Raw genomic sequence first — 22,850 nt, forward strand, 5'->3', positions numbered from 1 at the left:
AAGACAGTGGTGGACGCGCTGGTCGGGCGGATTCGTTCGCTCGGCGTCGAAGTGCGGATCAACACTCCGGTCGCGCGCATTTTGTACGAAGACGGACAGGCGGCCGGCGTGCAGCTGAAGGACGGAAGCAAACTGTACGCGCCCTGCGTGATCGCGGCGGTCGGCGGCAAGTCGGTTCCCAAGACCGGGTCGACCGGCGACGGGTATCCGTGGGCGGAAGAAGCGGGGCACACGATTACGAAGCTGTTCCCGACCGAAGTGCCGCTGACGTCCGGAGCCGCCTTTATCCAGAGCAAGGAACTGCAGGGGCTGTCGCTGCGCGAGATCGAGCTGACCGTCTGGAACGCCAAAGGCAAAAAGCTTGTCACGCACGTCGGCGATATGCTGTTCACCCATTTCGGCCTGTCCGGTCCGGCGGCGCTGCGGTGCAGCCAATACGTCGTCAAGGAGCTGGACAAGCAGGCCGGCGGCACGGTGCGGGTAACGGTCGATCTGATGCCGGACCGCAGCGCGGACGACGTGTACCGGGAGACGCTGAACCTCACGGCAGCCGATCCCAAGAAAGCGATCAAAAACGTGCTGAAGACGGCGGTGCCGGAAAAGCTTATTCCGCTGCTGCTCGTGCGCGCGGAACTCGACGAGATGCTGACGCACGACAACATCCCCAAGCTCAAATGGATCGAATTGTCCAAGCTGATCAAAGCGTTCCCGGTTCCCGTGAACGGTACGCTGTCGATCGAAGACGCGTTCGTCACGGGCGGCGGCGTCCAGCTCAAGGAAGTCGACCCGTCGACGCTTGAGTCCAAGCTGACCGCCGGCCTGTATTTCTGCGGCGAGCTGCTGGACATCCACGGCTACACGGGCGGCTACAACATTACGGCGGCGTTCTCGACCGGCCATGCGGCCGGCACGAGCGCAGCCGAACGGGCCGCGGCTTTGCAAGGTTGATCCCCTGCCGGGCGAAGCGGGGACGGCCGTATCCGGCTGCTCCGCCAAATGTCCGCCTTTCGGGCCGGTCTGCGCTTTTTGAGCGTGGACCGGCTTTTTGCTTGCGTTTCCCCGATTTCTTTTTCATACATGTGACCGAGATCACTTTAAATTTGAAGATTTCATAAAAGTACAAAAAATTTTAATAGTTAAAAAGAAAAACTGTGACAAATGACATGTTCTCAAATGTTCACACTGAACTAAGATAAATATAAACCATCTACCAAAATTTGAAAGGGCGGAGACGCAATGATCCATGCTTCAGCACGAGATACCGAATTGTCCCTGCATCTGTACCGGGTATTCGCCAAGTCGTTCAAAAGCGTCAGCGAACATGCCGTCAGCGGCAGCAAGATTCAAGGCTTCAATCCTACGGCGTTTGCCGTTCTGGAAGTTCTCTACTTCAAAGGCCAACAGCCGATTCAACAGATCGGGGCGAAGCTGCTGCTCCAGAGCGGCAACGTCACATACGTGATCGACAAGCTGGAACGCCACGGCCTGCTCGTCCGCCAACCGTGCCCGACCGACCGCCGCGTCATCTATGCCGAACTGACCGACAAAGGCCGAGCGCTGATGGACGACGCTTATCCCCACTACGCCGAACGTCTCACGAACGCGCTCAGCGGCCTCGAAGAGGAAGAAATGCTCCAACTGATTACGCTGCTCAAAAAAATGGGCATGGAAGCGGAACGACTGTCCCCGTCGGCGCGCAAATAAAGCGGCGCTCCGGCGTCGGGAGTGTCCGCGTTCGGCGACGACCGACGCGGTAGCAGGCCCGGCGATGCGTAAAACGATAAGTTCCGCGATCCGTCCGGCGGCAGCTGCGGATCGGTCAGGCAGAATCTTTTGCGGATGATTAAGTGAAATATTTCTCAATGTTTGCGCCCGACCGGCATCGGTCTCGGCAGCGATTGCCGCGCTTTCTCCCTGCTGCTGTCCTCCTCTTCGCTGCCCGCACGCAAAAAGACGATTTCCCGTTTCGAGGCACGGGAAATCGTCTTTTTCGTAGGTAAAACTGCTGTCACTCGCTCGGCGCCGGAGGACGCTTGCTCAGCGGCAGCACCGCCAGCAGGCCGATCACGGTGAGCACGAGCATGACGATAAACAGGCTGTGCAGCCCGCTCTCCAGCACGCCCGACAGGCTGCCGAGCCGGTCCGGAGACATCTCGGCGCGCGTATGTTCCGACAGCAGCGCGTTGATCTCCGCTTCGCTGACGCCGGAAGAATCGCCGCCGGCGTTCGACAGCAGCGAAGCGTTAAGCAGCGTGCCGAAGAAGGCGACGCCAAGCGTCTGGCCGAGCGTGCGCAGAAACGTGTTCAGCGCCGTCGAGGCTCCGCGCATCGAATAGCCGACCGACGACTGCGCCACGATCGTAAACACCGTGAGCGACATGCCGAAGCCGAGACCGAGCACGAGCATGAGCAGCGGCAGCACATAGACCGGCGAATGGCCGCCCATCAGCGCCACGCCGGCGCTGCCTGCGACAAGCGCCGCCAAGCCGATCACGGCAGCGCCGCGTGCGCCGCTTTTGGCGATCATGCGTCCGCCCACGAACGAGCCGATGATCCAGGTGAGCGACATCGGCGCGAGCAGCATGCCCGACAGCACGGCGCTGCCCTGCTGCACGCCCTGTACCCAGAGCGGAATATACGTCGTCAAGCCGATCAGCAGCGTACTGACGAAGATCGCGCCCAGGCTTGAGAAGGCAATGTCGCGTATACGGAACAGCTTCAGCGGCACCATCGGCTCGGCTGCCCGGCTCTCGATCCAGACGAACGCGGCCAGCATGGCGATCGATCCCGCCAGCAGGCCGATCATGAGCGGCGAATCCCAGGCCGCGCTCTGCCCGCCGGACGTCAGCGCCAGCAGCAGCGTCGTCATGCCGATCGTGAAGGTCGCGGCGCCGGCCCAGTCGATGTTCGCTTTTTTGCGCGTCCGTTCTTCCTTGAGGAACAGCGCGATAAACAGGACGGCCAGCAGGCCGAACGGCACGTTGATACCGAAAATCCAGCGCCACGAAAAGGTATCGACCAGATAACCGCCCAGCAGCGGCCCGACCAGGGACGCGATGCCCCAGACCGAACTGATCATGCCCTGCACTTTGCCGCGTTCCTCCATTTTGTAGAGGTCGCCCACGATCGTGTAGGTGACCGGAATAACGGCGCCCGCGCCGATGCCCTGCAGGGCGCGGAACGCAATTAGCTGCTCCATGCCGCCCGCGAAGCCGCACAGCGCCGAACCGGCGATAAAGATCAGGCATCCCGTCAGAAAAATAGGCTTGCGGCCGAACAGGTCGCTCAGTTTGCCGAAGATCGGCGTCGTGACGGCCATCGTCAGCAGATAAGCCGCGAACACCCAGCTCATGAGCGACGCCGCTTCGAACTCGCCCACGATCGACGGCGTCGCCGGGCTGATGACCGTGCCTTCCACCGCCGCCAGGAACGTCGACAGCATCAGGCCGGCCAAGACGTATTTGCGTTTGCTTTGCAGTTGTTCCACCGTTTCAAAATCCTCCCGTAACAAAGGCGTCTCCGGACGTCCCGTTCAAAATCTCGTACACCGCCCGAACCCGGTTCGATCTGCACCCGGGCCGAAACGGCACTTTTTCTATCTTACCACGGAAAAGAAAGAACGGTCCCGGTAAAACCTTTTTCCGCGGCGCACTCCTGCGGCCGCAAAAAAGCACGTCCGCATCCCAAGATGCAAACGTGCGGACCTGCCGCCGATATCGACGTCGGCGAGCAAAGGCTATCCGCAGAAGACACGGCCGGCTAGCCCGTCTCCCGCGGCGATCAGGCTCTGACGGCTTTGCCCGCGGGTTCCGCGGTCAGCACTTCCGAGCACAGGCTGCCCAGCGAACCGCGGATCTTGCGCAGTTCGGTGATGCCCGCTCCCGTCAGCGTGTATTCCTCGCCGTGAGCGGTCAGCAGATTCTCTGCGGCCAGATTCTCCAGCTCCTGCTTGACTTCGCGGTCGGCGACCCGGTAACCGGCGCGCTCCAGCTTGGGCAGCGCTTCGCGGATCGAGATGTCTTGCTCTTCTGCGTAATGCAGCAAATGGATGCGTACGAACAAATTCTGCGTTGCGGCCTGCATATCGCTTCTCCTCGCTTTCTGTGAATGGCTGTCGCATTTCCGGCACGCGGAGCTTCATTGTGCTTCGGACAGATGCGCAGTCTATGAGTTAACCTGTATTTACCCGCGTGTTTCCCGCCGGAAACATCGCGATCTTCCGGCTGCGCTCATTGACATTGGAGCTGAAAAAGGCCTAAATTAAGAGACCGATCTTCCCTGTTTCGCCAAAGATCGGCCTGATTTTTCATCGAATACGTCCGCGAATAGGAGGCTTATGCCCATGTTTGAAACGAAACCCCAAGCCGGTACGCGCGAAGAGCGTTACGCGACCGCGCTGTCCCAGCTGAAGTCCCTGATCGACGGCGAACCCGACCGGATCGCCAATCTCGCCAACGCTTCGGCGCTGCTGTCGCAGTGCCTGCCCGATACGAACTGGTCCGGCTTCTACCTCTACGACGGCAAAGAGTTGGTACTCGGCCCGTTCCAGGGCCTGCCGGCCTGCATCCGTATTCCGATGGGCAAAGGCGTCTGCGGCACCGCCGCGCAGACCCGCGAGACGCAGCGCATCGACGACGTGCACGCTTTCCCGGGCCATATCGCCTGCGATGCCGCGTCGAACAGCGAGATCGTCGTTCCGCTCGTCAAGAACGACGAGTTGATCGGCGTGCTCGATATCGACAGCCCGGAACATGCCCGCTTCGACGGGACCGACCAGGAATTCGTCGAAGAATTCGCGCGGATTCTGACTGCCCAGCTGTAAAGGCCGGCGTGCAGGCAGTTCAAGCGAACCGTTCGCTGCGGTGTCCGCTGCCCGCGTACGATTAGGGCAGCGCCCTGATACTGCTGCGTACTGCTGCGCCCGAACCAAAAAGCTCCCGCGTCGCCTCTGGGCGATGCGGGAGCTTTTTTGCCGTTCATTTCGGCGTTTATCTCGGCGGTCGCTTCTATAATGCGGTTCCGCCGGCCTGTTCCCTCGGGCCTACGCCGATACATGTCCAGCGACACCTTCGCCCGACGCCTCAGATCGGCGCGCGATCCGCTTCCGCGTTCTGGACGTCCGCTTCCGAACGGCCGCCGAGGCGGCGCTGCTTGCGGTGGCGCCAGTATTCGAACGCTCCGATCGTGAGCGCAAGCCATGCTCCGCTCGCGGCATAGCCGCCGATCACGTCGCTCGGGTAATGCACGCCGAGATAGATTCGGCTGAGCCCGATCGTCAGCGTGAGCAGGATGCACAGCACCAGCGCTGCAATGCGCAGCGGCAGCGGACGGATTATGCGCCACAGCAAATACGCGAGAATGCCGTAAAGCGCGAACGCGCCCATCGAATGCCCGCTCGGGAAACTGAACGAATACTCTTCCGCCAATCGGTTGATATCCGGGCGTTCGCGGCGGAACAGATTTTTGAGCAGAATATTCAGCAGCGCGCTGCCGCCGGTGGCGACGAGCAGCAGCAGCGGTTCCCAGCGAAGCCGGGGCACGAGCAGCAGAAACGCGAGCAGCGCCACCTCGATCACGATGACGATCTGCGTGGAACCGATCCACGACAGCGTCTCCGCTACCTGCGTCCAGATCGGCGTTTCCTGCGCCTGAATACGCCCGATCCATTTATGGTCGAAATCGATGACTCTCTGATTGCCCGATCCGACGAGCATGGCGATGACGACGAAGGCGACCGCCAACAGGCCGAACCCGATAAAGCACAGTGCGGTGTGCCTCATCGAAGTGGTAACTTTGCTTTGCGACATTGTTTTTCCTCCGGGTTCTTCTTGAAATAGGATTTGGCCACCAAGATGGCTTTACATTCAATTTACGTTTCCCGGCACCCAAGTAAACACTTTGCGCGGAATAAAAATTAAAATCGTAGGGAATCGTTCTTTTTTTCGACAAAAAAGCCTTCTCCGCCGATGCGGAAAAGGCTTGAATGAGAGGCGTCATGCTGCACTCAGAAACTCTCGACGACCAAAAAGATGTTCAGCGCGATGACGAGAGCCGCGATCGCCCAGCCCAGCACCTGCGTGATCGGATGGTTTACGAGTCCGCCCATCAGCTTGCGGTTGCCCGTGAACAGCATGAGCGGCACGAGCGCGAACGCGATGCCGAACGACAGGATGACCTGGCTTGCGACGAGCGCTTCGGTCGCGTTGATGCCCGAGATGATCAGCGCAAGCGGCGGAATCATCGTGATGGCCCGGCGCAGATACAGATTGATCCGTTTGTTGATGAAGCCCTGCATGACGACGTCGCCCGACATCGTGCCGACCGACGAACTCGACAAGCCGGCGATCAGCAGCCCGAGGCCGAACGAGATCGCGGTCGCCGGACCGGCCAGTTCGCGGAAATGGATAAACGCCTGATCCAGTTGTTCGACCAACAGCCCGTTTTTGAAAAAGAGCGCCGCGGCGATGATCAGCATCGCCATGTTGACCGCTCCGGCCACGATCATCGCGAAGATGATATCGAAAAATTCGAGCCGGAAAATCTTCTTCTTCTCTTCCTCGTTGCGGCCGACGATCCGGTTCTGCGTCAGCGACGAGTGCAGGTAGATCGCGTGCGGCATCACCGTCGCGCCGAGAATGCCGGCGGCCAGCATGATGCTCTGCGTGCCTTCGAACTGCGGCGTGAAAATGCCCGCGGCCACGGCCCCCATATCGGGCTTCGCCATGAATACCTGGAACGCGAACGCCAGCACGACGGCGACGACCATGCCGGCGATCCCCGTCTCCAGCGCCCGGAACCCGCGGCGCTGCAATTCGAGAATCGCGAACGAGGCGACGGCCGTAATCAGCGCGGCCGGCAGCATCGGGATCCCGAAGATCAGGTACAGCCCGAGCGCCGCCCCGATAAATTCGGCCAGGTCCGTCGCGATGATAACCAATTCGCTCTGTATCCACAGGAAGATCGAGACGCCTTTGGGGAAGCGGTCGCGCGCGATCTCCGGCAGGTTGCGTCCGGTCGCGATGCCGAGCTTCGCCGACAGCGACTGGATCAGCACCGCCATCAGGTTCGATGCGAAGATGACCCACAGCAGCATATACCCGTACTGCGAGCCCGCCGTAATATTGGTCGCGAAGTTGCCTGGGTCGATATAGGCGACCGCCGCGATAAACGCAGGTCCCAGAAACGGCAGCAGCCGCTTGAGACCTTTGGTGTCTCCGTCCAGCACAGCCTGGGCCGCGATCTCGGTCCGGGTTCTGCTGTCCGTTTGATTGCGCACGAGTTCGTTCGGCGCCGGATCGGCGCCCTCCCGTGTTCGAGATTCGATCTCTTTCTCCATCCTTCGTTCCCCCCTCCGTCTCCAGTTCGTACCTGATCTATTTGGGTTTCGGCTCTATTTTGGTTCCGACTCTATTTGTTCTCCTTGCACATGAATGTTTCCCCGGTGCAACTTTTGAACTGATTATAATCCTTTTCTTTTTATATGTAAACACTTCAATACGAAAACTTGCGCAAAAAACAAATTATTTTTCACGGCGTTTCATGACGGTTCGGAAAAGTCTGCGCCTTGTCCGATCCACGAAAAAACGGCGAAGCTAGAAGTTCAGCTTCGCCGTCCCGGCTTGAATACGTCCGATCTCTTCGTCCAAACTTCCGTCGAACGGGAATTCCCCGCGCTGTGCGCGTTCCTGCAAACTGCGCAGCGAACGCTGCGCGTACCGCGTCAGCTCGTCCGGATACCCGAGCCGCTGCCGGTTGTCTTCGAATTCGTCTTCGTCGACCACGTGCCAGCCTTCCGCTTCGTTCCACAGCAGGTCCAGATCCAGGTCGACGAACGACACATGCTCCCCGTCCCGCACGCACGGCTGCGATACGTTGCAGTAGATCGAGATCACTTGGCCGTCCGCAATATCGAAACTGACGGTGAATCCTTCTTCCAGCGCATACACTTCGAGCGAAGCGTGCGGCACGGTAAACGTCCGCTTTTTCGTATGATGCTTCAATTGGCGTCCCGGCGCCCCTTCGGCGATCAGGCAGCCTTCGCGTTCGCCTAGCAGCTTCATGTCCCAGTCGTAATGGGGCGTATCGCCGTATTTGAGCGCATGCAGCTTCAAGTCCATATTCGGCTCCTTCCCGCAGCCAACCCGAATGTGCGGCCGGCTTGCGCGTTCTTTCTTCTATAACCCGGACGGCGGCCAATTTACACGAACGAGGCCGACCTTTATAATTCAACCTAGTATCTTGTCAACTCTTGATCCGAACCTTTGGCGTTGACAAGGGACTAGCGTTTGCACGCATCCCAATCCAGCCCGAGAGGAAGAACAAGACCTATGCAATGGCATTTAAAATCGTTTGAACAACTGAGCGCAGACGAACTGTACCGGATTTTGGAGCAGCGGGTGAACGTCTTCATGCTGGAGCAGAACTGCCTCTATCCCGAGATCGACGGCAAAGACCTTCGCAGCTTCCATCTGTTCGCCGAGGAGAACGGACAAATCGCCGCTTACTGCCGCCTGCTTCCGCCGGGCGTCGCCTACGATCAGGCTTCGATCGGACGGGTGCTCGTCGGCGGCGATTTCCGCGGCCGCGGATTGGCCCAGGAGCTGATGACGCGCGCGATCGCTTTTCTGACCGAAGAACGCGGCGAGCGCGAGATCAAGATCCAGGCGCAGCATTATCTGGAGAAATTCTACGGCTCGCTCGGCTTCCGGCCGATCTCCGACGTGTATCCGGAAGACGGCATTCCGCATGTGGACATGCTGCTCGGCGGAACGGACGCGAACGATTGGAGCACCGGAAAACTCGAACGCTAGAGACGGATCAGGACCATGTACAGAATCGTGCCCGCCGCGATCGACAGGAACATGTTCTTTTTCCACACATGCAGCCAGACGACGACCGCGACGGACACCAATTCGGGAAGACCCCGGCTGCCGGCGAGCACGTTCACGTCTTTGAGGCTGTAGACGACCAACAGACCGATCGCCGCGGCGGGCAGCACCCGGCCGAGATATTGGATGTACGGCGGAGTCGGACGACCCGGCGGGAACAGCAGGAACGGGAGAAACCGCGTTGCCATCGTACCGAGCACGATCACGGCGATGACGACGATTTGCTGGCTTAACGTCATGCTCATGCCCGTCCTCCTTCTTCGGCTTCCGCCGCTTTGCGTTCCGAAGCTTTGCGCGTCAGCGTCAGCACGGCCAGAATCGCGATCATCGCCGGCACGATAAAGCGTTCGCCGCCGAACAGGATCAGGCTTGCCGCCGAGACGCCGATGCCGATAATCGCGCTGTGATGCACTTTTTGCTTCATCCACTGTTCCACGAAGATCACGACGAACAGCGCGGTCATGACGAATTCGAGGCCCGCCAGGTCGAAACGCACGAACGAACCCAGCAGCCCTCCGACCGTCGCTCCGGCAACCCAGTACAGATGATTGAGCAGCGTCACGAAAAACAGGTACCAACCGCGGTCGATGTTCTGCGGAATGTTCGCCGAATAGTTGATCGAAAACGATTCGTCGCACATGCCGAAGATCAGGTACGGCTTTTTCCAGCCTGTCCCTTTATACTTTTCCAGCATCGACAAGCCGTAGAATAAATGCCTCGCGTTGACCATCAGCGTCAGCAGCAGCGCCCCGAGCGGATTGAACGGTCCGAGCAGCAGACCGACGGCCACGAACTCCATCGAACCGGCGAAAATAAGCAGGCTCATCAGAAACGTGTAGCCGACGCCGAAGCCCGACACGTTCATGAACACGCCGTAGGCGATGCCCAGAAACGCGAACCCGGCCAGAATCGGCACCGTCACGGGAAAAGCCGCGCGGAACGCTTGAGACACTTTTGCTGAATCGTTCATTTCTTTCAATCCCTCTCTTCGCCTGTAAGCTTGTCCGTTTATTTTAGGGCCCACAATCCATACAATCAACGTTATAATTGTATGGATTACAATTTTGCGAGGTGCGAGGTGTGCCATGCCGATTAACTCTTTCGTCGACTACCCGATGTCCTGGCGGCCGGACCGTCACGGGCAGCGGCACGTTCGTCTCGGCCAACGCGGCGCGCGCAGGGCTTGAGCGCTTCCTGAACTACCACGATCCCGCCGACCTGCCCGGGCAAAAAGAAGCCGCGCTGCGCTGGATGCGTCCGCTCGGTATACGCGCGAGTGCCGAGCGGGTCGCAATCGTCTCCGGCGCCCAGAACGCGCTTGTCGTCACGCGGCTCGCCCTGTTCGAGCCGGGCAGCCGGATCGCCGTGGACACGCACACGTATTCCAACTTCATCGAACTGGCGAAGTCGCTTCGCATCAAGCTCGTGCCGGTGGCCGGCGACTGCAGCGGCATGCTGCCCGGCGCGCGATATCGTCGCATACAAAAAGTCGCTGGCGCGCGGCGCCAACGACTTGTTCGACCGATTTTTCCCGCAATCGGATAAGCCGGGCCATCCGCTCGGCTTTTTCCGCTGGCTGCGCCTGCCGCGCCCCATGCACGCCGCGCGGCTCGAAAGCGACCTGCTCGCAGCCGGCGTCCGCGTGTTCCATTCGGACCGGTTCCTTGCGGGAGCGGGCGCTTCCGGCGATTACCTGCGCATCGCGCTGTCGTCTACCGACTCGTTAGACGAGCTGGAACGCGGCCTGCGCATTCTGCGCGGCAATCTGCAAGGCGGCGCCTGATCAGGCCGTCGGTCGTTCACCTTAATTCGAGCTGCCGGCGTTCGGGGCCGGCTCCGGCGACTCGACAGCCGACCCCGGCGGGTATCTGCCGTTCTGAAGCTGGCGCAGCGTGTAGCCGAACGTGAGCTGAAGATGCGGATAGTCGCGGAAGTTGCTCCAATCCCCGCCCCATTCGAAGCCCATTTCTTTGGCGAGTTCGACCACTTCCATCCAGTCGGAACGGCCGTTGCCGCTGCGGTCCAGCTCCATGTCCCACACGATTCGGCCCGAACCGTCGCGCAGCGCGAAGTCGATCGCCAGTCCGAAATTGTGGTACGACTGGCCGCCGCGCGCGTTCGTGACGATATTCCCCGGCTTGTCCCGTCCCTGCCGGAACAGCTCGTCCTGCTCGTCGATGCCGCGAAAATCGGACGTGATCACGACGTCGATACCGCGGTCCGCCGCCAGGCGGATCAGCCGCTCGGACTTCTCGCGAATCTCGGGATGCAGCGCGATGATCCGGCCGCCGCTCTCGCTGCTCTCGACGCCCGGCACTTCCGGCACGTAGCCGAAATAAGATAGCGCTCTCCAGCCGGCGGCCAGCAGACAGAGCAGCAGAGCGAGCGTCAGCCAGCCTCGCCAGCCGGACTTTCGGCGGCGCTTGGCCGGGCGCGGGCGGACAGGGGAGGGCGGCTTGGGAGGCGGTGTCGGTGGGTTCGCGGGCGGCATGGATCGTCTCCTTCGTCGGCTGATAGGATCGCTTGGCGTCGTGTTACTCTGTCTCCATTCTACCCGGAACCTTCCGCGCATTGCCAGCCGGGGCGTTTCGAAGCGGCGGCCGCGCAGCGAATCCGGCCGGATCAGGCACCCTTACGCCAAGCCGTAAGCGACCGCCAAATAGCCGTTGTCTCCCGGCAGGGAGATAACGGCTATTTGGCGTCTTGAAGGTTTTCCTTCGTTTTTCTTATACATCCGATGATTTGCTGCCTTTTTGGCTGTCTTTTTACTGACTATTTGCGCATAATCTTGTAGCCTTTGTCTTCCAGCAGCTTGAGTACTCCGTCTTTGCCCAGATAATGCGCGGCGCCGACGACGATAAAGTATTCTTCGGCTTTGCCGCTCTTGAGGTAACCTTCGATCTTGTCCGCCATGCCGACGTTGCGGTCGGTCAGCAGCGCTTTGTAATACTCGGGATCTTGAGCGACGCTGTTCGTAAGTTCGAGCAGCGCTTTTTCGTTGCCGCTTTTCCACATTTCGGCCATTTCGTTCGTGCTGTCTTCGATCGAATCGAAGTTGTCGATTACGCTCTTGAGATTCTTCTCCTGAACCTTGTCGGACAGGCCGTTGAACATGCCCAGCTGCGATTCGTACGATTCCAGTTCAATCACCGGAATTTTCTTCTTGACCGCCTGCTGGATAAAGTACAGATCGACGCCCGCTCCGGCTTCGTAACCGGCTTCGCTGGACTTGAGGCTGCCAAGCGTCGTCTCCACGACCCACGGCTTGAACTTGTCGAGCGCGTTCGCCTGAAGTCCGTTCGCTTTCAGCAGCTTGCCGAGTTCCGTGTACGTAGCGGCCGAGATATGATCTTTGAGCGTCGTGCCGTCTTTGTACGTGCCCATATCGAGAATCATCTTCTGCTGGTCTTCGCCCGCTGCCTGGCTGAGGTCGATCTCGACGCCCAGATAGTCCGCTTCGGCAAACGCCTGCTCGAACTCTTTGCGCAGCGGATAGAAGCTGTCGTCGGCGATATGCATCGAACCGACAAGGTAGACGGTCGTCGGACCGTTCTGTACTTCCCACAGGAAGCCGCGTGCCGCTTGGCCGGTCGCCTGCGAGACGAGCAGCACCGTGTTCGTCTTGCGGTCCCAGCGGACGTCGTATCCGGCCACTTCGGCCAGGGCGCGCAGCGAGACGAACGGAATGCCGTCGATCAGCTTCGACTTCGCTTCGAGCGTCACGACTTTGCCGTTGACGGTCACGCGCACGGTGCCGTTTTTGTTGTCTTTGAGCTTGATCCCGAGCGCCTGCGTCGTGAGATCGACCGGAACGAGCGTCGTGCCTTTTTGCACCAGCGCTTCGCCGGCCGCATAATCGATCTTTTTGCCGTTCAGGTTGACGGACGTCTGCGCGAATCCTTCGGGCGGAGCCGCGGCAAAAGCCGGCACGGCCGAGGCCATCAGGCCGACGGAGACGGTCAGGGAGAGGAGCATGTTTTTCCACGGTTTCATTGGCGTTGGGTTCTCCTTAGAATGGAAGATTTGGGGTAGGCTGTTGTTCTGGATGTGTGCTTACTATCCGTTACCCATATAAACACCAAGCAGAAGCTTTACGTTACGAAAATACGTGATTTTCGCCAATCCGCGCGGCAAAAAGCCTTTCCCCGAAAAAATTCGGAGAAAGGCTTTTCCCATGCGACGGTGAATCGGTCTGCGCACGGCTCTGCGGAATGCTGCGCCATGAAGTAAACAGGTGGGAACCTGTCGGCTTGGCGAATGTCTTTTTTAGCGAATCTCTGTTTAGTGAATGTCTTTTTTCTTGAAATTGCCGCCCCGGACTTCCGCCACGTCGTACACGACGACAAAAGCGTTGGGATCGATCTCGTGAATGATCTCTTTGATCTTGCTCTCTTCCATCCGGTTGATGACGCACGTGATCTCCTTGAACTGCTCGTTGGAGTAGCCGCCGTACGCGTCCGAATACGTGGCGCCGCGTCCGAGGCGATCCCGAATGGTCTCGACCATGACTTCCGGCTGGTTCGTGATGATCTTGAACGTCTTCGAGCCGCTCAGACCTTCTTCGACGATATGGATCACTTTGGAAGCGATAAAGTAAGCAAGCGCCGACAGAATCGCCCCTTGCAGGCCGAACACGAACGAGACGACGACGAACACGAATGTGTTCAGGAACAGGATCAGGTCGCTCGTACCAAAAGGCAGTTTGCGGGACAGCAGCACGGCCAGCATGTCGATGCCGTCGAGCGCCCCGCCGTTGCGCAGCGCAAGGCCCATGCCCGTACCGATAATGATGCCACCTACTACGGTGACGAGCAGCGTGTCGCCCTGAATGATGGTCGGCACGTGGTGCATCAGGCTTGCGCTGATCGCGAGCGCCGCGATGCCGACGATCGAATACAGCGCGAAGCTTTTGCCGATCTGCTTGTAGCCGAGCCAGACGAACGGAATATTGATGATCGCGATCAGCAGGCCCAGCGGGATACCGAACAGCTGCGAACCGACGATGCTCAGACCCGTCACGCCGCCGTCGGACACCTGATTCGGAATCAGGACCGCTTCCAGACCGTAGGCGGTCAGCACTGCGCCAATCACGATCAGCAGCACCCTGGAGAAAATTTTGAGCGACTTGGCCGATTTCTTCGTTCTCTCTTTTTCCATACCTTGCCCCCTCTATAAAAATAAAAAAACACTAAAATACAGTCTATACCAGTTGCGGCGTTCGGGGCAAATGACAACGGGGCGGCTTCGCCTCTCCGGCGAACCGCCCCGCTCCCGTTCTTTTCAGCAAAACCGCTCCATCACCACGTACTCCTGACCGCCTTTGCGGTACACGACGTTCGTTCGGACGAGGCCGAATTTTTCGTAAAATGGAATTTTGTTCGTTCTTGCGTTGCAGCAAATATGCTTGGCGCCTTTGCGCTTCGCTTCGCCCAGCACCGCGTTCAGCAGCCGGCTGCCGTAGCCCTGATTCTGCCGCTCGCTGAGCGTGGCGAACTTGCGAAACTGCGCGTCTTTTCCCTGTATGAACAACGACACCGCCGAGACCAATTCCCTGCCTTCGAACAATCCGTAATGAATGCCTTCGTCGTCGTCCGGCAGCTTGATATAATCGAATTCTTCCTCCGGCCACATCACCGCATGCCGCAGCTCCCACGCTTGTTCTTTGGTAATTACTTTGACTCCCACTTCAAATCAAACCTCTCATTCGCAAAAATACATAAATTCGAACCAAAAACGGGCCTCATCGCCTCACCCTGCTCTTACGGATCGGAAGGCGGCCGGTTTCATCCTGCATTGTACCACTTGTTAGGAAAATGTGAGAGGGGCGGAATGTAAAATTTTCGAGCCGGACGTTCTCCGTAAATAGGAATTCCCCTATGAAAAGACGGTCGGGATCAGCGAATCTCAAGTCGATCGTCCATAAGGGTAAACGTTTAATTAATATCTAGCCAAGACCTCCACTCCTGACCCAATCCCTAAAATTCCATTTTGGCATATGATGCTGGATATCGCCCTGAACATGCCACTGGAGCGTACGCCGCTGCTCGATTTAGTTAAAGAACGACAATCTGCTTAGCATCAAAGTCCGCCTCCCCTTAGATCTGGGTATCTACTTCCTCCAATGCTTCTACAATTTGTTCGCAGCAAGGGGCCGTCCCGAAAGCCGGAATTCCGGCTTGGGACAGCCCCTTGTCGACTTCGGCCTTCAGTAAGCGATGCCTACCCTCGCCTGCACGTGCCGAAGATCGCCGATTTGGCCGTACGTGAATTCGGCCGTGTCGAAGACCGATATTTCGGTCCCGCCTTCGGGCAAATAGTCGCGCTCCGTCCGATATTTGCCGACGTATTCGCCGTCCGGCAAATACGTCGGACAGACGATCGTCCAGTCCAGCGTCGACGCTTGCAGCAGCGTATAGACGCGATGATGCTCCTCCGCCGCCCGGGTCAGGCGGCGCCTGGATTCGTTCGACTGGTAGCGCAGCAGCTCCGTCTCCGTGCGGCTTTGCAGGATACCGGCCGTACCCACCGTCACGATGCGCCGAACGTCAAATTCTCGCATCGCTTCGATGATGAGCGGCATACTGTCGCTGAGCGTCGTCGTTTTGTCCGTGTTCAGCGCGCTGATTATGGCATCCTGCCCCTCGACGGCCCGCCGAACGTCCGCGGCGTTACACGCATTTCCTTCATGGACCGTCAGTCCTTCGCAGGCTTGAACTTTACCCGGATCGCGTACCAGCACCGTCACTTCATGTCCGTCTCTTAACGCATGATTGACGATCAAGCTGCCGACGCGCCCCGTTGCACCTAATATGAGAATACGCATACGTTCGTTCCCCTCCCTCGTTAAGATCGTGCGTACTGAACAGCACGCTCACTTCTTTTCGTTCAACCGTTCATTTGATTTGCCGTACAAAAAAGACCATCCATCGAAATGAATGATCTCTATCGATCCTTCTTATGCTCTATGTTAAACCAAATCGCGATCAGCCCCAAGCGGATGTTATGGTTCGGTCTGCTCTTCTCAATTCGAACGACGCGGCGAGAGAGCCGCGATTCCCTGCCGGCGCACCATGTGCAGCAGCGGGTCCCAGGCGTTCCGGTGCAGCTTCACGGCTTTGCCCTGCGCGATGCGCCGCATCTGCTGCTCGTAATAACTCAGTCCGATCATTGCGCCGAATTGTCGGTCCAGCGACGGGAACCCGGTCGTCAGGCGCTGCGTCGTAACCGTCTCGTACCGGCCTTCCATGATTTGATTCGGTATATCCGGGATCAAGGCAAGCGGACGCGCGATGCCGATCATCGAGGTCTTCCCCGCCGCCAGCGCTTCCTCCATGCCGAGTTTCGACCGGAAGCCGCCCGTCACCGCGATCGGTACATGGACGATCGAGGCCATACGCTCCGCATACTTCAGGAAAAACACTTCGCCGTCGTCCTCGGCGGACATTTTCGGATTTTCATAGTTGCCGCCGGAAATCTCGATCAGATCGATTCCGCGCTCCGCCATCGCCTTGACCACTTCTTCCGAATCTTGTTCCGTAAAACCGCCTTCCTTAAAATCCGCAGAGTTAAGCTTCAATCCGATCGGGAACCCCGCTCCCAACACGCGGCGCATTTCGTCGTAAATCTCGATCAGGAATCGCATCCGGTTCTCCGCACTGCCGCCGTATTCGTCATTTCTTCGATTATCCGCAGGCGATAAAAACTGGTTGACCAGATAACCGTGCGCGCCGTGGATCTGAACGCCCGTGAATCCGGCTTCTTGGGCGATCCGCGCCGTCTCGGCGAAGCGCTTCACGATGCCTTTTACCTCCGCGTTCGTCAGTTCTCGCGGAGTGTTGAAAGCGCGGCCGTAGCTGCCTCCTATCGGAACGGCACTTGGCGCGACGGGCTGCTTGGACATCGTTCGCGGCGACTGCTTGCCCGGGTGATTGATCTGCATCCACAGATGCGCGCCGCCCCGTGTTCCCGCCTGCGCCCATCGCTTGAGCCCGTCCATATCGCGCCGATCTTCCACCACCACGTTCCCCGGCTCTCCGAGCGCGCCGCGATCCACCATCACATTGCCCGTCACAACGATTCCCGTTCCGCCTTCAGCCCATTTTCGGTACAGCTCGACATGCAGGCGGTTGGGCGAATTGGAACGATCCGCCATCGCTTCACTCATCGCCGATTTCAAAAACCGGTTTCGGATCACGGCTCCGCTCGGCAACGTTAGCGGCTGCGCAACTTTTAATAAGGGATTCATAGCCTCTGCTCCTTTTATACAAACGTAAACATTTGGACACTTGTCAAGATTCTATGCTCATGATAAACTTGCTCCCGACCTTCGGCAAGATTCAGATCCGTGCAAATGTCCGGATTTGGACAGATCGTGAAATATGCAAAAAAAGGAGGATGCCCCGTGAAGCGAGATTGGACGAAAAAAACGACCCGCGGCGCGAAGCGGACGCTGGATGCTTTTACCGCGGCCATGTTGGACACGCTCACCGGAAAATCGTTCGAGCAAATTACCGTGAACGAATTATGCGAGAACGCCAATTACCCGCGCGCCACCTTTTACAACTACTTCGACGATAAATACGATCTGCTGCACTACATCTGGCATTGCCTGAATCAGCAGATCCGGCTGGAGCAATACGAAGAATCGGAGCCCGAGCAGCGGTTGTTCGTATTATTCGATCGGGCCTATGATTTTATCGACGCGCATCAAGGCACCCTGAACCGGATCGTCAAGCACAATGCCAAAGAGAGCTTTTTGCTGTTCCATTTCCGCGTTCAGTTAAGCGCCCGGGTACGGGAAATGTTCGATCCCAGCATTTGCCGCTACCGGGATCAGATTCCGCACGAGATCATTGCCGATCATTATTGCAACACGGCTCTTCTCGTGCTCGAATGGCGATTTTTGCACGGCAACGATTGCTCCAAAGCGGACACGCTGCGTTATTTGGAACATCTGCTGGGGGATTTGAACGCGAGGTCGCTGCATGAAGCCTAAGCGCATCGACGACGAAAAGGGACGCTTCCGAAAAAATCGGAAACGTTCCTTTCTAATAAAAGCCGGTTTGCTTTCGCGGACCGAACGTCCTGTTCCCGAGCCGCTGCGTCGAACCGATTCGTCAGGAGACGAATCCGCGAGAAGCGCCCGTCATGCGTACGGTTTGACCTATGGCGATTTCTCGGCACTTTCAAGAACGATAATTCTAGTATGCTCAAAAAATCAGCTTGGTTGAGTCAGAAACCGGATCGCCATGTTCATGATGCGAACCAGCTTTTCCGTATCGACCGTGGTTCGTCCCATCGCCCGGATCCCGATCGACAAAGCTTGAAGATATTCGGCCGCTTCCTTAGGCTCACACCCGGAAGAAAATTCTCCCGTCTGCTGTCCCCAAACGATAATCCGTTCGAACATTTCCTCGGTCGAAGCCAAAGAACGCATAGATTTGATATTGATTTCGGCGTCGCGCGCGGCCAATTCCGTCATCGAATTGACGATCATGCAGCCGGACGGCGAATGATCCTGCTCGGCAATCATAAATCGGAACACGGCCCGCATCGCTTCCGTCGCCGTCTCGGATTGTTTGACTTCCTGGGTAAGCCTCGTTTCGACTTTGCCGATATACCGATCCATCGCTTGCAAAAACAGCGAATGTTTGTCGCCGAACGTGTCGTACAGACTTCGTCGATGAATGCCCATATGTTCGACGAGATCGCTCATCGACGTTTTCTCGTAACCTTGCTCCCAAAAAAGGATCATGGCTTTATCCAATACTTCATGAATTTCGAACTCTTTGCTTCTGGCCATCCATATCCCCCTCCCCAAATCAATGTATCATATCGGGAAAGATAAGCGAAGAATGAACCGGTCCGCCGAGTCTGTTCGTTACGCCAAATCCGGATACAGAACAGCCACGCCTCCGGCAAATCCTTGTTGAACTTGACGGCTTACATCGTCGGCAAGGATCTCGTAAAGACCGGCTTCGATCCCGTCGATCGCGATACGCGCGATGTCTGTCGGCGACGACTTCGGCGCTTCCAGACCGGCCGTCATGTCCGTATCCATGAATCCGACGTGCAGGCCGGCTACCTTGATCTTCTTCGGAGCCAATTGCAGGCGCAGCGAATTCGTGATGCCCCATTGAGCGGATTTGGCTGCCGAGTAGGCGCCTTCCGATCCGATATTGATCCACGACAACACGGACAGGATGTTCAGGATCGAACCTCCGCCGTTGCCTTCGATCACCGGCGCGAACGTACGAATCATCGACAGCGTGCCGAATACGTGGGTATCGAATTCCAAGTGAATGTCTTCCATCTTGCCTGTAAGCAGGGAAGCGCCCGTCGACGAGCCCGCGTTATTGATCAACAGAGTCGCATCGCTTGCGATCCCGGCAGCCGCCGCCACGGATTCCGGATTCGTAATGTCCAGCTGCAGCGGAATCGCGCCCGGCAGGTCGACCGATTCCGGATTTCTCGCGCCCGCATACACCTTGGCTCCTCTTGCCAGAAGTTCAAGAGCCAATTCTTTTCCCAATCCCCGATTCGCGCCGCTTACGATGGCTACTTGTTTGGAAATCTCCATTTTTAAAAACCTCTTTTCTTGAATGATCGTTCTCAAATAATCAAAAAAATAACAGGCGGCTTCTCCGACGACATTAAACGCTCTTTCTGATACGTAGTATATTTCATTTGAGAACGATCAGTCAACTATTATTTTATTCTTTTTTATCCAGATTACGGATTACGCTGCCGAAGCTTGGTCATCCAACGCAAAAAAAGACGAACCCCTTTGAAACGAAGAGGTTCGTCTTTTTCGAACTATGGATCCGAATCCGGCTTAGATCTTGTACGCCTTCATCGCTTTACGCAGTTCTTTGAACGAAGGGCGCTTGCCGTACATCAGGACGCCGGTGCGGTAGATCTTCGCCGACAACCAGCCGAAGAAGAAGATCGACGCCAGCAGCAGCACGAGCGATACGGCGATTTCCCAGAACGCGATCTCGCCGAGGCCGATCCGCGCGATCATCGTCGTCGGCGACGTGAACGGCACGAACGACGAGATTTTCATCAGCAGCGAATCGGTATTGCTCAAGCTGAAGATCCCGATGTAGAACGCGGCCAGCGACAGCATCGTCAGCGGCGTCACCGCCTGGCCGAGATCTTCCGTCCGGCTGACGATCGATCCGACGGCCGCATACAGCAGCGCGTACAGGAAGTAGCCCAGCACGTAGAAGATCAGCCCGTAGATCAGGACGTCGTACGGCATCTGCGAGAAGTCGAGATCGAAGCCGGCCAGGACGTCCCGGTTGTACGGCAGCATCAGATTGACCGCGATCGTGACGCCGAACACGGCGATTTGCAGCAGTCCGACGAGGAAGACGCCGATGACTTTGCCGAACATCTGCGTCAGCGGAGAGACGCTCGTGATCAGGATTTCCATGACGCGCGAACTTTTCTCGGACGTGACTTCGGACGCGATCATGTTGCCCGTCAGCATGGCCGAGAAGAAGAACAGCGTCATGAGGACGTAGACGGTAATGAAGTTCATCGGATTGAACTTGTCTTCGTCCGCGCCTGCGGCGCCCGTGCCGGACGTCTCGTCGTAGCTCGACGCGCCCAGCAGGACCGGCGTCGTCAGCTGCGCGATCTGTTCGTCGCTCAGCGCGCCCGCCGTAATGAAGCGGGTCTTGGCGCTCTCAAGGGCCGGCTGCAGGACGGCCTGCACGTCGGTCGGCACGGAGCCGCCTTCGGAGACGTACTGCACGGCCGGGAACGCGCCGTCCGTACCCGGCGCGATCTTCAGGTACCCTTTGAGGTCCTGCTCGGCCGCCTGCTTGTTCAGCTCGGCCGCCGCTTCGCCTTCGAGCGGCACGAATTCCATATCGTTGTCCGGCAGCTCCGCGACGTAATTCTCGATCTGCTGCGCGATCTCCGTCTGGCCGCCCGCCGCGATGCCGATCTTGTTGCCCGCGGCCTCATCGCCGCCCTGGAACAGCTGGATGAAGAATGGCACGTGGATGCCGATCGTCATGACGAGAGCAAGCAGCAGCGTCGTGATGACGAACGACTTGGTGCGCACTTTGTTCCTGAACGTAAAGCCGATGACCGTTCCCAATCTATTCATGGCGTTCACCCACCGATCGGATAAAGATTTGGTTGAGCGTCGGTTCCTTTACTTCGAAATGACGGACTTCGCTCTGGCGCATCGCTTCGGTCAGCACCGGAACGGCCGCCGCTTCGTCCGAGATCGTAATGACGTAATGTTCGGGATCGCCTTCCATCCGGGTCACGCCGGGAATGGATTCCAGCCCCGTCACCGCCGACGACGTCTTGAGCAGGATCTGCTCGCGCGGGAACCCGTTCTTGATCTCGCGGATATCGCCTTGAATGACCGTCTTCGACCGATCCAGAATCGTGATGCTGCGGCACAGCTCCTCGACGTGTTCCATCCGGTGCGTGGAGAACAGGATGCTTGCGCCTTCGTCGCGCAGTTCCTTGACCGCAAGCTTCAGCAGCTCTACGTTGACCGGGTCCAGACCGCTGAACGCTTCGTCCAGGATCAGGATCTGGGGACGGTGCACGACCGCCGCGATAAAGCCCATTTTCTGCTGGTTGCCTTTGGACAGTTCCTCGATCCGCTTGTCGTAGTATTCCTCGGCATCGAACTTGTTCATCCAATATTTCAGGTTCTTCTCCGCTTCGGAGCCGTCCATGCCGCGCAGCTTGGCCAGATAGACAATCTGTTCGCTGACTTTGACTTTGGGGTACAGCCCGCGTTCTTCGGGCAGATAGCCGACCAGGCGCTGCACGTCGCCGCCGTAAGGACGGCCTCCGTATGTAATGCTGCCTTCGTCGGGGTAGATCAGACCGAGCACCATGCGCATCGTCGTCGTCTTGCCGGCGCCGTTCGCGCCGAGCAGGCCGTAGATCTCGCCCTCTTTGACCCCGAGCGTAATGCCGTTCACCGCCGTCTTGTCGCCGTAGCGCTTGACCACGTTTTGCAAAATCAATCGTTCCGTCATGTTGATCCTCCTCTTCCTTGTTGGGGTACAGAGTCAGTCCGACAGGCCGCCGTTCATCCAGTGTTCCATCACTTCGTCCAGTTCCAGCGCCCGCACCCGGATCGGCTTGACTCCGGCTTCGTCCAGCAGCGCCGAGGAACCCGCGTAATCGAGCGTAACGAAGCGGACCATCCCTTCCGCCTCGATCGCCGATTCGACGACGCCCGGCATCTCCGCCAGCAGCTCGTCGTCGCGTCCGATCCAGATCTCCCGGCCCCGATCCATCAGCGCGTCCTTTTCCAGCAGGCCGAGCGAGCGCCCTTTGTCGATCAGCACGAGATAATCGGCCATCCGCCGGACTTCTTCCACGATATGCGTCGACAGCAGCACGGAAGCGCCATCTTCGTCCACGCATCGGCGGATTTCGTTCATCATCGTTTTCCAGGCAAACGGATCGAGTCCCGACGAAGGTTCGTCCAGCAGCAGCAGCTTAGGCCGGACGGCCAGCGCCGCCGCGATCTCGAACTTGCGCCGCTGCCCTTTGGACAGTTTGTTCATTTTCTTGCCGCCGGGCACGTCGAAGCGATTTAGCAGTTCTTCGAACCGCTGCCAATCCCACTTCGGATACCAGGCCGCGCGGAAAGCCGCCACGTCGTCCATTTTGAGGCTGTCTTCTTCGGACGCGAAGTTCTCCGGGACGTAGGCGATCGACGCGCGCACTTCCGTGGGCAGACCCTGCGGATAAGACTGTCCGTACCAGATCACTTCGCCTTCGTCCGGCATGATCAGTTGGGCGGCCAGCTTCATCAGCGTCGATTTGCCGGAGCCGTTGCGCCCGATCAGCGCGGTCACGTAGTTGTCGTACAGCTTCAGGTCGACTGGGCCCAGCACCATGCGGTCGCGCTTCTTGACGACCTGCTTCCATTCCAACGCCGCCTTCTCCATCGTTCCCCACTCCTTTTCC

The 22,850-nt window shown here is 58.3% G+C and carries 25 protein-coding genes (1 of these 25 running past the window's edge); 7 read left to right on the forward strand and 18 right to left on the reverse strand.

Annotation, left to right across the window (positions count from 1 at the left end):
• Positions 1–948: the 3' portion of an NAD(P)/FAD-dependent oxidoreductase gene (locus FTE24_RS00235; protein ID WP_160441605.1), read on the forward strand. The gene continues 204 nt to the left of window position 1, outside the view; only the last 948 of its 1,152 coding nucleotides appear in the window; the start codon falls outside the window, past its left edge; the stop codon is at positions 946–948.
• A 288-nt stretch (positions 949–1,236) separates the two neighbouring features.
• Complete coding sequence (locus FTE24_RS00240; protein WP_141448387.1) at positions 1,237–1,704, forward strand: MarR family winged helix-turn-helix transcriptional regulator; 468 nt, start codon at positions 1,237–1,239, stop codon at positions 1,702–1,704.
• 304 nt (positions 1,705–2,008) lie between these two features.
• On the opposite strand, the gene FTE24_RS00245 is transcribed toward FTE24_RS00240, so the two are convergent.
• Together FTE24_RS00245 and FTE24_RS00250 are read right to left on the reverse strand one after the other, a co-directional pair.
• Entirely contained in the window at positions 2,009–3,442 is a 1,434-nt protein-coding gene (locus tag FTE24_RS00245) for an MDR family MFS transporter (protein ID WP_150234884.1), read from the reverse strand.
• Positions 3,443–3,780: 338 nt separating this feature from the next.
• The gene (locus FTE24_RS00250; RefSeq protein ID WP_141448386.1) at positions 3,781–4,083 is read right to left on the reverse strand and encodes a hypothetical protein; all 303 of its coding nucleotides are present in this window, start codon (positions 4,081–4,083) and stop codon (positions 3,781–3,783) included.
• 259 nt (positions 4,084–4,342) lie between these two features.
• Here FTE24_RS00250 and FTE24_RS00255 point away from each other — a divergent pair, with 259 nt between their 5' ends.
• Positions 4,343–4,822, forward strand: a complete 480-nt coding sequence (locus FTE24_RS00255) for a GAF domain-containing protein (protein WP_150234801.1) — start codon at positions 4,343–4,345, stop codon at positions 4,820–4,822.
• 259 nt (positions 4,823–5,081) lie between these two features.
• Here the strand turns inward: FTE24_RS00255 and FTE24_RS00260 are convergent, their stop codons facing one another.
• From FTE24_RS00260 to FTE24_RS00270, 3 genes are all read right to left on the reverse strand, one after another.
• A complete protein-coding gene (locus FTE24_RS00260; RefSeq protein WP_237401565.1) occupies positions 5,082–5,807 on the reverse strand; it encodes a phosphatase PAP2 family protein in 726 nt (241 codons plus the stop codon).
• Between the two features lie 197 nt (positions 5,808–6,004).
• The gene (locus FTE24_RS00265; RefSeq protein ID WP_202111692.1) at positions 6,005–7,336 is read right to left on the reverse strand and encodes an Nramp family divalent metal transporter; all 1,332 of its coding nucleotides are present in this window, start codon (positions 7,334–7,336) and stop codon (positions 6,005–6,007) included.
• 256 nt (positions 7,337–7,592) lie between these two features.
• On the reverse strand, positions 7,593–8,117 hold the full coding sequence (locus FTE24_RS00270) for a DUF402 domain-containing protein (protein ID WP_141448384.1): 525 nt from the start codon (positions 8,115–8,117) through the stop codon (positions 7,593–7,595).
• A 210-nt stretch (positions 8,118–8,327) separates the two neighbouring features.
• Here FTE24_RS00270 and FTE24_RS00275 point away from each other — a divergent pair, with 210 nt between their 5' ends.
• A complete protein-coding gene (locus FTE24_RS00275; protein ID WP_141448383.1) occupies positions 8,328–8,810 on the forward strand; it encodes a GNAT family N-acetyltransferase in 483 nt (160 codons plus the stop codon).
• On the opposite strand, the gene FTE24_RS00280 is transcribed toward FTE24_RS00275, so the two are convergent.
• A complete protein-coding gene (locus tag FTE24_RS00280; RefSeq protein ID WP_141448382.1) occupies positions 8,807–9,133 on the reverse strand; it encodes a branched-chain amino acid transporter permease in 327 nt (108 codons plus the stop codon). The two genes, FTE24_RS00275 and FTE24_RS00280, sit on opposite strands and share 4 nt — an antisense overlap.
• Positions 9,130–9,858 (reverse strand): azaleucine resistance protein AzlC, encoded by a 729-nt coding sequence (gene azlC / locus FTE24_RS00285; RefSeq protein WP_141448381.1) that lies wholly within the window; start codon positions 9,856–9,858, stop codon positions 9,130–9,132. Before azlC ends, FTE24_RS00280 begins: the two co-directional genes overlap by 4 nt.
• 110 nt (positions 9,859–9,968) lie before the next feature.
• Between azlC and FTE24_RS23540 the strand changes: the two genes are divergently transcribed.
• Positions 9,969–10,433 carry an aminotransferase class I/II-fold pyridoxal phosphate-dependent enzyme gene (locus tag FTE24_RS23540; protein ID WP_337189994.1) on the forward strand — a complete coding sequence of 155 codons (465 nt, stop codon included), beginning with the start codon at positions 9,969–9,971 and terminating at the stop codon, positions 10,431–10,433.
• Complete coding sequence (locus tag FTE24_RS23120) at positions 10,402–10,671, forward strand: hypothetical protein (RefSeq protein ID WP_237401566.1); 270 nt, start codon at positions 10,402–10,404, stop codon at positions 10,669–10,671. Before FTE24_RS23540 ends, FTE24_RS23120 begins: the two co-directional genes overlap by 32 nt.
• Positions 10,672–10,692: 21 nt before the next feature.
• Here FTE24_RS23120 and FTE24_RS00295 read toward each other — a convergent pair whose 3' ends face one another.
• The 6 genes from FTE24_RS00295 to FTE24_RS00320 form a co-directional block, all read right to left on the reverse strand.
• Positions 10,693–11,379, reverse strand: coding sequence for a M15 family metallopeptidase (locus tag FTE24_RS00295; RefSeq protein WP_150234799.1), 687 nt, complete (start codon positions 11,377–11,379; stop codon positions 10,693–10,695).
• Between the two features lie 281 nt (positions 11,380–11,660).
• The gene (locus FTE24_RS00300) at positions 11,661–12,881 is read right to left on the reverse strand and encodes a TraB/GumN family protein (RefSeq protein ID WP_150234797.1); all 1,221 of its coding nucleotides are present in this window, start codon (positions 12,879–12,881) and stop codon (positions 11,661–11,663) included.
• Between the two features lie 288 nt (positions 12,882–13,169).
• Positions 13,170–14,045: a YitT family protein gene (locus FTE24_RS00305; RefSeq protein ID WP_141448377.1), complete on the reverse strand. Its 876-nt coding sequence runs from the start codon at positions 14,043–14,045 to the stop codon at positions 13,170–13,172.
• Between the two features lie 123 nt (positions 14,046–14,168).
• The gene (locus tag FTE24_RS00310; protein WP_170315031.1) at positions 14,169–14,573 is read right to left on the reverse strand and encodes a GNAT family N-acetyltransferase; all 405 of its coding nucleotides are present in this window, start codon (positions 14,571–14,573) and stop codon (positions 14,169–14,171) included.
• 520 nt (positions 14,574–15,093) lie between these two features.
• On the reverse strand, positions 15,094–15,711 hold the full coding sequence (locus FTE24_RS00315; RefSeq protein WP_150234795.1) for an NAD(P)-dependent oxidoreductase: 618 nt from the start codon (positions 15,709–15,711) through the stop codon (positions 15,094–15,096).
• Between the two features lie 198 nt (positions 15,712–15,909).
• On the reverse strand, positions 15,910–17,133 hold the full coding sequence (locus FTE24_RS00320) for an NADH:flavin oxidoreductase/NADH oxidase family protein (RefSeq protein ID WP_141448367.1): 1,224 nt from the start codon (positions 17,131–17,133) through the stop codon (positions 15,910–15,912).
• 156 nt (positions 17,134–17,289) lie between these two features.
• Between FTE24_RS00320 and FTE24_RS00325 the strand changes: the two genes are divergently transcribed.
• Entirely contained in the window at positions 17,290–17,883 is a 594-nt protein-coding gene (locus tag FTE24_RS00325; RefSeq protein WP_150234794.1) for a TetR family transcriptional regulator, read from the forward strand.
• Between the two features lie 222 nt (positions 17,884–18,105).
• On the opposite strand, the gene FTE24_RS00330 is transcribed toward FTE24_RS00325, so the two are convergent.
• The 5 genes from FTE24_RS00330 to FTE24_RS00350 all read right to left on the reverse strand — a co-directional run bounded on the left by FTE24_RS00330 (position 18,106) and on the right by FTE24_RS00350 (position 22,831).
• Complete coding sequence (locus FTE24_RS00330) at positions 18,106–18,690, reverse strand: TetR/AcrR family transcriptional regulator (protein ID WP_141448365.1); 585 nt, start codon at positions 18,688–18,690, stop codon at positions 18,106–18,108.
• Positions 18,691–18,768: 78 nt separating this feature from the next.
• The gene (locus tag FTE24_RS00335) at positions 18,769–19,467 is read right to left on the reverse strand and encodes an SDR family oxidoreductase (RefSeq protein WP_150234792.1); all 699 of its coding nucleotides are present in this window, start codon (positions 19,465–19,467) and stop codon (positions 18,769–18,771) included.
• Positions 19,468–19,722: 255 nt separating this feature from the next.
• Positions 19,723–21,009: an ABC transporter permease gene (locus FTE24_RS00340; protein WP_141448363.1), complete on the reverse strand. Its 1,287-nt coding sequence runs from the start codon at positions 21,007–21,009 to the stop codon at positions 19,723–19,725.
• The gene (locus FTE24_RS00345; RefSeq protein WP_150234790.1) at positions 21,002–21,907 is read right to left on the reverse strand and encodes an ABC transporter ATP-binding protein; all 906 of its coding nucleotides are present in this window, start codon (positions 21,905–21,907) and stop codon (positions 21,002–21,004) included. Before FTE24_RS00345 ends, FTE24_RS00340 begins: the two co-directional genes overlap by 8 nt.
• A gap of 33 nt (positions 21,908–21,940) precedes the next feature.
• Complete coding sequence (locus tag FTE24_RS00350; protein WP_150234788.1) at positions 21,941–22,831, reverse strand: ABC transporter ATP-binding protein; 891 nt, start codon at positions 22,829–22,831, stop codon at positions 21,941–21,943.
• Positions 22,832–22,850: the final 19 nt, after the last annotated feature.

Origin of the sequence: Saccharibacillus sp. WB 17, from assembly GCF_008634075.2 — a bacterium.
Classification (GTDB): Bacteria; Bacillota; Bacilli; order Paenibacillales; family Paenibacillaceae; genus Saccharibacillus; species Saccharibacillus brassicae.